The sequence below is a fragment of the Sphingomonas taxi genome (assembly GCF_000764535.1).
GTDB lineage: Bacteria > Pseudomonadota > Alphaproteobacteria > Sphingomonadales > Sphingomonadaceae > Sphingomonas > Sphingomonas taxi.
The window spans coordinates 599,463-611,499 of the sequence record NZ_CP009571.1 but is presented as its reverse complement, the minus strand read 5'-3'; the positions used below and the strand labels follow the sequence as shown (position 1 = coordinate 611,499).

The window sequence follows — 12,037 nt, the reverse complement described above, 5'->3', positions numbered from 1 at the left end:
GCCAGACATGAAGATCCTGATCGTCCTCACCTCGCACGACCAGCTCGGCGATACCGGCAAGAAGACCGGCTTCTGGCTCGAGGAACTGGCCGCGCCTTATTATGTCTTCAAGGATGCCGGCGCCGAGATCACGCTCGCTTCACCAAAGGGTGGCCAGCCGCCGCTCGATCCCAAGAGCGACGAACCGTCGTCGCAGACCGATGCCACCCGTCGCTTTGCCGCCGACCCGGAGGCGCAGGCCGCCTTGGCCGACACGCACGTACTGGCCGAGCAATCGGCGGCGGATTTCGACGCGATCTTCTATCCCGGCGGCCACGGCCCGCTGTGGGACCTCGCCGAAGACCCGCGGTCGATCGGCCTGATCGAGGCGGCCATCGCGGTGGACAAGCCGGTGGCGCTAGTCTGCCACGCGCCGGGTGTGCTGCGCCACGTCAAGGGTTCCAATGGCACGTCGCTGGTCGCCGGCAAGACCATCACCGGCTTCACCAACAGCGAGGAAGCCGCGGTCGGCCTGACCGACGTGGTACCCTTCCTCGTCGAGGACATTCTGAAGGCGAATGGCGGGCAGTTCACCCGCGGCGACGATTGGGCGTCGCACGTCGTGTCGGATGGCCTGCTCATCACGGGGCAGAACCCCGGCTCGTCGGCAGATGCCGCACAACGGCTGCTTGACCTGCTCGCCGAGCGCAGCACGGACTGACGCTCCGTTACGCGGCCCGGCATGGGGCGATGCCGGGCTGCGATCTGGATAGGCGTTTGTGAAACTCCCATCGGTAAGGGGATTGTCACGACTTATATCGATAATATTGATTATTTCTTGTTCATACAGTATTATAATTCTTTCAAGAAAGCTGGCGTGCGAAAATAAACAAACCATTTTAAAGATGGCTAACACCTCATTGAAATTATATTAGAGGTTCACGCGCGCTTCGGCATACAATACCCGTCCACGTATGTCGTAGCGGGATGCGTCGAAGGGCCGGCGGTCGATCATCGCGAACGGCGGCTTGGCGTTGAAGATGTTGCGGCCGCCAGCGCTCAACGTCAGCTTCGGCGTCGCTTGCCACCGCGTGGTGAAATCATAGGTGATCAGACTGGCAATGTGCATCGGCTGATCCTTCACACCGTCAAAATCGGAATCCCAGAATTCACCGTCTTCCCGCGTCAGGTCGTAGGTATTCTCATAGGGCGGTATGTATCGCACGGTCAGCCGGGCCATCAGATCGGGGCGGGTGAAATCCAGATTGCCGACGAGCCGGTATTTGTCGATACCAGTCGACGTACCGAGATTGTTGATCGTCGAGACGCGTCCAGCATAGGAAACCTGTTGTTTGAAGTTCCGCGAATAGAGGATCGATGGCGTGATCAGGCCGATACCGGTCGGAATCGCGTAGCTGAATTGTACGTCCAGCGACTCGCTTTTGTCCCAGCCGATGTTGATCGGCTTGATGATCTGGCGAACGATATATCCGCTGGCATCCCGTACAAAAAATTCCGGTATCGCAAAATATTCCGTTGCGGGGATCAAGTCGAACAACTCGGTAGAATCGCTAACCCGGTCGCGGATGCGGGTCCGGTAATAGTTCACTTCGAGATTGAGGTTATGCATCGCGCGTGGCGGCGTGATCACTAATCCGAGGTTGTAGCTGCGCGCCACCGACGGACGTAGAGTCGGATTGGCTTGCGTTTGCGCCGGGATCGGACCGTTCCAGGTGTAATAAGGGTCGTCAGCCGGAGCGAGGGGATCGGAGAAGATGTATTTCTCGAAGTTCGTCTGACCCGCAACGACATCGTAAAGCGCGGTAAAGGGTGGAGGCGTGAAGTTGGACGACACGCTGCCCCTCACTAGCAGGCCACCGATCGGCGTCCAGGCCAGTCCAACGTCAGGACTGAGCCGGTCGAAGGTCGACTTGCCGCGGATGAGTGTGCCGCCGTCAGCGTACGGGATATTGTCGACGGTGCCGATCGGCCCGTGGGAATCATACCGATCGTAGCGCGCCTTCAGCGACAGATCGAGGGTGTGGAAAAGCGGTATTCCCATCGTCTCCGCGATCAACGGTACGCGCAGCTCCGCATAGGCCGCCCATAACCGCGTATTCAGCCGTTCTGCGGTTCGCTGGACGATGCGGGGGCTCTTCACCGAATTGGTCCGTGTTTCCCCGCCGATCGCCAGGCGCACCTTGCCGGCCGGCAGCGTGATCGGCGCAGCGGTGAACAGGATGTCGGCATCCTGCGCACCCGCCGACGTCGCCAGCCGATGGGTGGTGACGAAGAAGACGCTGGCGGGGACGCCGAGTTTGCCGGTTCCATCATCGAGGAAGTTGAACGCCAGCGCCGGATCGCTGCTGTTGATTGCCGCGCATTGTGCCGCGACGATCGCATCGAGATTGGGCGCGGTCACGGTGCCGGTGCTGGCGACGCAATGGCCGTACCGGGTGCTGGTCAGGTTTTGGATGCCCTGCTGCTTCCCGGTCGCGGTGTTGCGCGAATAGGAGTAATTGCCCGAAAGCGCCGTTTCCGGATCGAATTCGTAGCGAAGCCCGCCGTTGACCGTATGCGAGCGGATCGTTGTTTCCTGAAATCCTCGGCGCATGCGCCCATTGGCGTAATCGGCACTGGGATAATAATAGACGCCGAACGTGTTCGCGATCACCGCCTCGGCGGGAAAGTCGCTGCGTTTGAGCGGACTATATGCCTGGGTGAACGGCACGACGATATCGATCTTCTGCCATAGTTCGCGCAGGTTCGCCTTGTTGATCGAGCCTAGATAGTCGAGGGTGACGCGCAGCCGATCGGTGATCTTCTGCTCGATATTTAGGGACAGGCCACCACTGCGCTGATGTTCGCCGGCGTCGACCGGAATGTTCGGCGCGATCGTCTCGCGATCGATTGGGCCCAACCCGGCGAAGGTCGGATGCGTCATGTCCCCGCCTGGCTTCCACTGGTAGGTCTCATCGACGTCCTTTGCCCTCTGCCCCTTTGACGCCAGGATTTTGTAATCCAGCACGATGGCCCCGGGCTGTGCGCCATCTCTCGAGGATCGTTGGTCGAGAGCATATCTCGACCGCCCCAAAGCCACGAGTTGTTCTCGCGTAATGTACCGGCGGTAGTCGTGCGTGACATAACCGAGCTTGACGTTTTGCGCCGGATCGATCTGCGTCAGCGACAGCGTCCCGGTGATCGATCCACTGCCCCATGAGGTCGCGGCAAGATAGGTCGCCTGGGTCGTGCGCGCGCCGGTGCTGGAGTTCTCGTGCCGTACCGTCGCAGCATAGCCATTATAATGCTTTTTCAGGATGAAGTTGACCACGCCGGCCATCGCGTCTGCCCCATAGACCGCGCTGTTGCCGCCCAGACTAACCTCGACCCGATCCACGGCCGCGAGCGGTATGGTGTTGATGTTGGCGAAGCCATCCTCCACTCCCGCCGCACCGGCGATGCGCCGGCCGTTGACCAGCACCAGCGTGTTCTTGGTGCCGAGTCCGCGCAGATTGACCCCGGCGACGCCGAGGCCGCCCAATCCGTGAGCATCCTGGTTCGCGGCCTTGGTGCGATTGTTCAGGCCATAGCCTACCGATGCCTGGTTCTGCGGCAGGCTACGAATGAAATCCTGCACGTTGGAGACGCCGAGCGCCTTGATGTCGTCCTGCGTATAGACCTTGACGTCGCTGGTCGGATCATAACCGCCGATACGCGACCCGGTGACGACAATGGATCCATCCGCCGCGGTGTCCGCCTTGCGTCGATCGGACGTCGGCCGCGCGGGTTGCGATTCGCCGGGCGCGGCCTCGTCTACCGTCTGATCGCCTTGCTTCCGTTCGGAGGCCTTCCGATCGTCGGCGGCCTGAGCAGGTGGAGCTGCGTCCGCATCCTCGGCGCTGGTCGCAGGCGCGTCCTCCACCGCAGGCGTCAGCGTCGATGCCTCCGAGGCAGGGCGCGCCTGCGCAAGTGCCTGCCCTTGAAACAAAAACGCCGGCGGCAGCAGCATCGTACCGACAAGCAGCATCGTCTTTGTTTTTACATAGTTTGAATGCACTGACTTCCCCCGACTTTATCAAGTCACTGCATAGCCAAGATAATGTTCGAATATGCCCCGAACGATACTTGGCAATGGCGTGATGCCCGTTTTCTGGCCGGATGCAGAACAAAGCCGAAGCAAGCATTTTTACATACCGATATAGTAGGAATTTCATGGAGTGGTGATCAGGACGGACTATTGGTTGCAGCAGGAATGTGTACTCATCAACAGTCAAGTCTTGAGCGAGTTTTATCTATGAAGGTTCGGAAGACGCTGATTTTGTGCTTTTTCATGGTGTCCTGCGCGCTACCGGCATTGACCGTACAAGCGGCGGCGACCCGGCCACATCGCACGGCGGCAGCGGTCGCGGCCGCCCGGCACGACGCTCCGGATCTGATTGAACAGATCAAGCTGCCGTTCGAGCGCTTCACCCTGCCCAACGGGCTGACCGTGATCGTCTATCCCGACCACAGCGTGCCAAAGGTGCTGGTATCGGTAACCTACCGCGTCGGCTCGAAGGATGAACCCCAGGGCAAGACGGGATTTGCCCATCTGTTCGAACATATGATGTTCCAGGAGACGGAAAATCGGAAAGGCGAGTATTTCAAGAAGTTGCTCGATGACGGTGCGATCGACGTCAACGGCAACACCACCACCGACCGGACGCGATACTATGAGGTCGTGCCGACGCGCGAGCTGGACCTGGCGCTGTGGATGGAAAGCGACCGGATGCAATATCTGCCCGGTGCGATCGACCTCAAGGCACTCGACGGCCAGCGCGCCGTGGTCAAGAACGAGAAGCGGCAACGCGAGACGCCGGAATCCGCCGCACGCAGCGCAGCCTATACCACCGCTCTCTATCCAAAAGGCCATCCGTACGATCACGCGCCGATCGGATCGATGCAGGATCTCGACAACGCCAGCGTCGCCGATGCACGGAGCTGGTTCGACAATTATTATGGCGCCGGCAACGCCATCCTGCTGCTTGCCGGCGATATCGACCCGGTGACGGCACGCGAGAAGGTCGCGCTCTATTTCAAGGATGTGCGACCGGGCAAGCGCGTCCAGGAGATCAAACGCTGGGTGCCGGTGCTCGGCGAGGGCAAGCAGCTCCACTTCTTCGGCAAAAGCGGTACGATCCAGCTCGAGCGCACCTGGCCGGTGCCGACCGGGGACGAACGCGAGGGGACGCTGCTCCAAATGTTCGCCTCCGCGATCGCCGGTGCGCCGCAGCTCGCGCTCAATCACGCGCTGGTCGAAAACGACGGCCCGGCCCTCGGCGTATCGGCGAGCTTCGGCGACGCTTCGGTCAACGGCACCTTCTCAATCGGGGTCGACGTCAAACCGGGCGGGGATATCGCCGAGATCGACCGGCGCATCGACGCGGTGATGGCGAAGCTGCTGCGCGACGGGCCGGACCCGGTGGTGCTGCGCCAGAATTTCGCGATCAAGGACAAGTCGCTGCTCGCCTCGCTGGAGACTCCGCAATCGGTCGGCGGCCTGCTGGAGGCGGGCGAACTGATCGCCGGCGATCCCTTGCTGTTCAAGGTCGGCCGCCGTTGGGAGAAGGAAGCGACACCGTTCGAAATTGCGGCGGTGGCGCGCAAATGGCTCTCGCGTCCCTATCTCGCGGTTCGCACCGACCCGGAACCGAAAACACAGCCGGCAATTGCCGGATCGGTCGACCGGCATCAACCACCGGCAGCCACGGCGGCGACATCATCGTCGCGCCCCTTCCCGACGATCGAGCGCGCGACGCTCGCCAACGGCGCCAGACTGGTCGTCGTGCACCGGCCGCGGCTCCCGCTGGTCAGTGTCGCACTCCAATTCGCCACCGGCCAGATGATCGATCATCGCTATCCGCGGGGGCTGTCGACCCATACGTTCGGCAGCCTGTTCGAGGGCAGTCAGCGTTATCCCCACGGCGCGCTGGAAGCGCGGATGCGCGATCTGGGGATCTTCCCCGGCACGGGCAGCGGCGACCGGCGCTGCACCTTGAGCTTCGCGAGCCACACGGCCGGGCTGGGCGCGGGGATCGACCTCGTCGCCGAGGTGCTGCGCGAACCGTTATTCCCACAGAAGAAGATCGACGAATATATCGCCCGCGTCGATCAGACGTTCGATGCCTATGAGAGCAATCCCGCCAATGCGCAGAGCGCGTTGTTCAACTCGGCATTATGGGGTCGAGACCATCCTTACGGCTGGATCGACACGCGCGCCGAGGCGAAGAAGGTGTCGCGCGACGAGATGCTCGCTTTCTATCGCAACGAACTCGCGCCGGCCAATCTGACCGCCTATTTCGTCGGCGACATCACGCTCGAAAAGGCCCGTACGCTCCTCGAACAGCATCTCGGCAACTGGCATGTCGATGCCAAGCCCGCCGCGACGATCGCCACTGCGTTGGCCCGTCCGACCGGCGTCCGCGTCGTGCTGATCGACGTGCCCGGTGCCGAGCAGAGCAACATCCTCGCCGGCCGCCTGATCGAGCCTTGGGAGGCGCGACGGACAATGGCCGAACAGCTCGCCAATTCCGCACTCGGCGAAAGCTTCACGAGCCGTATCAACATGACCGTGCGCGAGGAGAAGGGCTGGTCGTACGGCATGTATTCGCACCTCGGCGGCTCGGTCCAGTCGCAGCGCACCTTCTACGTCAGCGGCGCGGTGCAGACCGACAATACCGCCGACGCGATCCGCGAGATCGTCAAGGAGATCGGCGCGTTCACCCACGACCGGCCGCTGACGTGGGCAGAGCTGGACGGACAGAAGACCGCCGTGCTCAACCGCATGGAAACCGGATTGAGCTCCAACGCGGCCTATCTCGGCGCGATGCTCGACGCGGACACGCGCGACATGCCGCTCGATTATGTCACCGGCGTGCCGGATATCGTCCGCGGCATCTCACTGGACGAGGCGCGCAAGGTTGCCGCGGAAACGTTCCGCACCGACGATTTCGTCTGGAGCATTTCCGGCGACCTCCGCCGGATCGAACCCGCTATCCGGGCGCTGGGACTTGGACCGGTGGAGGTACAGGACGTCTATGGGCGGCGGTTGCGATGAATGCCGGCCCGCATGCCAGATCGCTGGCGCCCCCCAATCGACGTGTTAGGTGAAGAAAGCGGCGCGCATCGGCAGCATCGCGGCACCGATGACGGGGGCGTCGGTGCCGATCGCGGAGCTGACGATCCGCGGGGCGGGACGGTGATGCCCCCGACGCTCTGGGTTGGTGAAGCGGATGCGGGCGGCGATCCGGTCGGCCAGCGCGGGCGGCAGTCTGCCGCCGAGTACGATCAGTTCGGGATCGAGGATCGCGGAAATCGCCGAGGCGACGAGGTTGAGCGAGGGCGCGCACGTGTCGAGCCAGCCGTTGATGGCCGGATCGTGCGGATCGAAGCCAGAGAGCATGGCATGCAGGTCGGGCCACGATTGGCCATGCGCCGCAAGCCAGAGCCGCAGTGTCTCCAGATTCGGTTGCGCCCAGCCTTCGGGCAGGATCGAGGCGAATTCGCCGGCGTTGCGATGCGCACCGCGCATCGGCGCACCGCCCGCGACCACACCGCCGCCGAAGCCTGCCGCGAAATAGAGATAGGCGAAATCGCTTACCGTCCGCCCGACCCCCAGCATCGCCTCGCCCACCGCCGCGACATTGCCGTCATTGGCGACCCATAACGGCCCGCCGAGTCGATCCGCCAGCAATGTATCGAGCGGAATCAACGCCCAGGGATCGAGCTGCGCAGGCGGGTTGAGCCGCGCTCCGTCGCCGACGAAATAGCCGGTCACCCCCACGCCGATGCCGATTCGCCGCGCCGGATCGAGCCCAGCGTCCCGGACGGTATCGTCGATCAGGCGCGCGAGCTGATCGGCCGCGGCCGGGAAATCCGCGCTCTCGAGCGGCGCCGAGGCGCGTGCCCGGATCGCACCGGTGATATCCATCAGCGCGAGCGAGACCGCATCGGTCATCACCGAGATGCCGACGGCGAAGGCGGCGTCGGCGAGCAGGCGCAGCGGCGCGCTCGGCTTGCCCCGGCCGCTGATCTCCGGCGCCCCCTCCCCCACCAGACCGCGTTCGAGCAGCGGCTCGACCAGGCGGGTGATCGAATGCGGAGCGAGGCCGGTCGCCCGCGAGAGATCGGCCCGCGAAGCAGCCCCCCGCTTCGACAGCAGCGTCATCACCACGCGCTCGTTGGCGGTCGCCGTCCGACGGCCGTCATCGCGCAGGAAGGATGCCGGGAAGGCGCCGGCGAACGGATCGGTCATCGCTCCTCGACACCGCGCCCGCCGCGCCGTGTCAACCAGCCAAGGGCAAAGACGCCGCCGAAAAAGGTGCGGCGGCGGTTCATCGTACCCAGCGCACCTTGTAGAGGTGCAGATCGGGCACCGGCACATGCCGCCGGTCGCTGCCGTCCGGGCGCATCACCGTGAAGCCGTGCGCCCACCAGCTCGCCTCGGCCTGCACCCAGGCGATACGATCGTCGACCGCACTCACCGCCTTGACCTGCCGGCCGGGATTGAGCGGAGCATAGGCTGCAAAGCTGCCGCCATCGGGATCGAAGCGCCATACGCCGTCGTCGGTCGTGACAAAATAGCCGCCGTCCGGAGCAGGCGACAGATCATGGCCGTCGTGCCGGCCCGGCAGCGACCAGCGCGCGCTTTCGACCAGCCGCGGCCCGGCCGCGCCGCGGTCGAGGCGGAAGGCCTGAACGAGATCGTGCGACAAGGCGAACAGCCGTTGGCGGCGCTCGTCCCACACCGCGCCATGACCGGAGGGCAGCGGCAGGGTCTGGATGACCCGCTCGCTGTGCCGGAGATCGTACAGGTCAAGCCGGTCGCCGGCGGGATCGATCGACAGCGCGATCGCGACCAGGCCGCCGGGCAGCAGTGCCGCCGAATGCGCCATCGGCACGCGGGCCCGGAACCGGACCTTCCCCGTCGCCCGATCGATCAGCACCGCGCCGCCGGTCGATGCGGTGACGAGGATCGCACGGCCGTCCTCGACCGGTTTGCATTCGTCGATATGGCCGAGCAGGCGGTCGCCATAATCGCGCGGCAGATCGGTTGCGGTTTTGGCCGACCAGCGCCACGACTCGGTGGTGGCTTTGTTGTCGATCTTCAGCTCACGCACCTGATCGTCGCCGCAGGCATAGACCAGGCCGGATACCTCCACCGATGTGGCGGCGAGCAACATGCCGAGCAACATCATTGTCATAGGTCCCTTCGTCTGCGCGGCTGCGCCAAATCGCGCCGCGTCACGGGTATGTCACCTATAGTTATTAAATGACGCTCCCAAGTCAGACCTAGGGGGAAATGTCATGTTGCTGCGTACCACCTGCCGTGTGCTGTTGATGCTGTCCGGCGGGGTTCCTGCGATCGCCGCCGCGCAAAGCGACACGCTTCCATCGGCGTCGCGCGAGAATGCGTCGGCCACCGCCGGACCGGAGGCGGATATCGTCGTCACCGGCGCCCGGTTGCAGGCGAAAAAGGACATCGCTGCAAAGCGCGAGATCGCCGTCATCTCCGACAGCATCAGTTCCGACGAGGTCGGTACGCTGCCGGACTTCGGGCTCGGCGAGGCGCTGACCCGCGTGCCGGGCGTCTCGACGATCCAGAACAACGGCCGTGGCGAGGCGCAATTCCTCTCGATCCGCGGGCTCAACGCCGATTACAATCTTGTCGAGATCGACGGCGTGCCGCTGCCCGCCAACGAGATTTCGCGCCGCAACGTCTCGCTTGACGTGATCCCGTCGTCGCTGGCGAGCCGGGTCGAGGTCTATAAGTCGATGACCGCGGCGATGAACGGCAACGCGCTCGGCGGCATCGCCAACCTGCGCACGCGCAGCGCCTTCGACAATGGCGGCAAGAGCTTCGTCGGCGGTCGCGTCGATATCGGCCGCTGGGACTTCCGGCGCACGCGCGGCGGCAACCCGCCGTCGGGCCAGGCCGAACTGGTCGGCGCGACGACCTTCGGTCCCGACCGGAAGTTCGGCATCGTCGTCGCCGGTAGCTATTTCCGCCGGGTGAGCGCGTCGCTCGACAGCGCGAGCACGACACCGCTCTACGTGGATCCCGCAAGCGGGCGGCGGCTGAACCCGGCGATCAGCGATGCCAGCAATGCCGCCGTCGTGCCGTCGGTCCGCCGCTGGCTGCACTATGACAATCTTCGCCAGCGCTACGGCGGCTTCGCCAAGCTGGAGTTCGACGATCATGCGATGTTCAACGGCGCGCTGACCGTCGCCGAATTTCATCACACCAACGACGAGGATCGACAGGCGAACAGCGTCACACCGAATACGGCGGTGACCGCGGCGACCAATACCTACACCTATATCACCGATGTCACGCCGTCGGGCGGCAAGGTCACCAGCGGCAATTACGCTCAGGCCGACGAGTCCCGCTTCTTTCAGAAGCGCGGCATCAAATATGCCGATCTGCATGGCGAACTGACGCCCGGCGACCATATCCGTGCCGACATCGGGGTCAATTATGCGGTCGCCACCTATCGTCAGGATGCGACGACGTCGGTCTTCCGTATCCCCGCCGGCACACGTCTCGCTTACGCTTATGCGCTCACGCCGGGCGGCTTCCCGCAATTCACCTTCGCGGAGCCGGCCTATGTGACCGATCCGACCAAATACAATTTCTACGACTATCAGACCACGCCCGACGATCAGAAGGAGAAGGCGCTGACTGCGCGCGCCAATCTGACGGTCAACATGGCGAATGAGGATGACGGGTTCGGCATTGCGACGGGCGCCTATGCCCGCTTCCTCGACCGCCGCTACGACCGCACCGTCAGCGATTACACCCCGGTTGCCGGGGCCGCACCGCTCTCCAGCTTCATCGCGCCGCAACGGTATACGCCCTATAACAGCAGCGGACAGCGCGTGATGTTCTTCGATCCGGCCGCGGTCACCGCCTATTTCCATGACAATCCCGGCAAATTCACGGCGAACGCGACCAACGGCCAGGCCAGCCTGCAATCCGACTATACGCTGACCGAAGAGATCAAGGCCGGCTATCTGATGGGGCGCTACGCCCGCGACGCGGTGCGGCTGACCGCCGGCATCCGCTACGAAGACACCGGATTGTCGACGGGCTCGTACAATTTTACCACGCTCGGCAAGACGACGCGTCTCGGCTACGGGCAGCAGCGCCAGCATTATCACGACTGGCTGCCGTCCGCGCAGCTCGATTGGACCGTCACCGCGGATCTGCGCGCCCGCGCCGCCTTCAGCCGGACGCTCGCCCGGCCCAATTACAACGATCTGGCGGGACGGCAGTCCATCGCGATCAACACCGGGACCAACTTCGTCACCATCACGACCGGCAATGCGCAGCTCCGCCCCCGCCGGAGCGACAATTACGACGTCAGCCTCGAATATTACGCCGGCCGCGACGTCCTGTTCTCGGCGGCGGGCTTCATCAAGACGGTGCGCGACGAGATCCTGACGGTCAGCGACACCGCGCTGCAACCGTATAACGGCGTCGTCACGCAGGTCACCACAACGCGACCGGTCAATGCCAGCGGCACGGTGATCCACGGCGTCGAACTCAATGCGGTGGTCACCCGCATGGCCTTCCTGCCGCAGCCGCTCGACGGCCTCGGTCTTGCCGCCAACGTCACCCTGCTGCAACCGACGCCGCCGACGGTGATGATGGCCAACGGCACCCGCCGCCGCCTGTCCAGCCTGGTCGAAAGCGCGAACGTCGTCGCCAATGCCCGTGCGTTCTACACCCTCGGCCCGGTGACGGTGCAGGGCGCGTGGAACCACCTCTCGCCGCTGTTGCTGACCGTCTCGACCACCGACCCGACGCAAGACGTGCGCTACAAGGCGAGCGACACCTTCGATGCGCAGGTGCGTATACGCCTGTCGCGCGCGATCACCGTGGTGGCACAGGGCAAGAACCTGTCGGGCAATCGCCCGACGCGTATGGTTGGTCCCGGCTTCGGCCTGCTCAGCGAAGAGCTCGAGAATGGCCGCGCCTATTATCTCGGCACGTTGTTCCGCTTCTGAACGGACGGGA

At 63.9% G+C, this 12,037-nt stretch carries 6 protein-coding genes; 3 read left to right on the top strand and 3 right to left on the bottom strand.

The window, feature by feature from the left end; genetic code table 11:
• The first annotated feature begins 7 nt into the window (after positions 1-7).
• A complete protein-coding gene (locus tag MC45_RS02640) occupies positions 8-700 on the top strand; it encodes a type 1 glutamine amidotransferase domain-containing protein (protein ID WP_038659158.1) in 693 nt (230 codons plus the stop codon).
• Positions 701-910: 210 nt separating this feature from the next.
• Here the strand turns inward: MC45_RS02640 and MC45_RS02635 are convergent, their stop codons facing one another.
• A complete protein-coding gene (locus tag MC45_RS02635) occupies positions 911-4,006 on the bottom strand; it encodes a TonB-dependent receptor domain-containing protein (protein WP_038659155.1) in 3,096 nt (1,031 codons plus the stop codon).
• 72 nt (positions 4,007-4,078) lie between these two features.
• On the opposite strand from MC45_RS02635, the gene MC45_RS02630 reads away from it, so the two are divergent.
• Complete coding sequence (locus MC45_RS02630; RefSeq protein WP_081974310.1) at positions 4,079-7,075, top strand: M16 family metallopeptidase; 2,997 nt, start codon at positions 4,079-4,081, stop codon at positions 7,073-7,075.
• 45 nt (positions 7,076-7,120) lie between these two features.
• Here MC45_RS02630 and MC45_RS02625 read toward each other — a convergent pair whose 3' ends face one another.
• On the bottom strand, positions 7,121-8,272 hold the full coding sequence (locus MC45_RS02625; RefSeq protein ID WP_038659153.1) for an ROK family transcriptional regulator: 1,152 nt from the start codon (positions 8,270-8,272) through the stop codon (positions 7,121-7,123).
• A gap of 79 nt (positions 8,273-8,351) precedes the next feature.
• Positions 8,352-9,221: a DUF6528 family protein gene (locus tag MC45_RS02620; RefSeq protein ID WP_038659150.1), complete on the bottom strand. Its 870-nt coding sequence runs from the start codon at positions 9,219-9,221 to the stop codon at positions 8,352-8,354.
• A 103-nt stretch (positions 9,222-9,324) separates the two neighbouring features.
• Between MC45_RS02620 and MC45_RS02615 the strand changes: the two genes are divergently transcribed.
• Positions 9,325-12,027: a TonB-dependent receptor gene (locus MC45_RS02615; RefSeq protein ID WP_038659147.1), complete on the top strand. Its 2,703-nt coding sequence runs from the start codon at positions 9,325-9,327 to the stop codon at positions 12,025-12,027.
• The last annotated feature ends 10 nt before the right edge of the window (positions 12,028-12,037 follow it).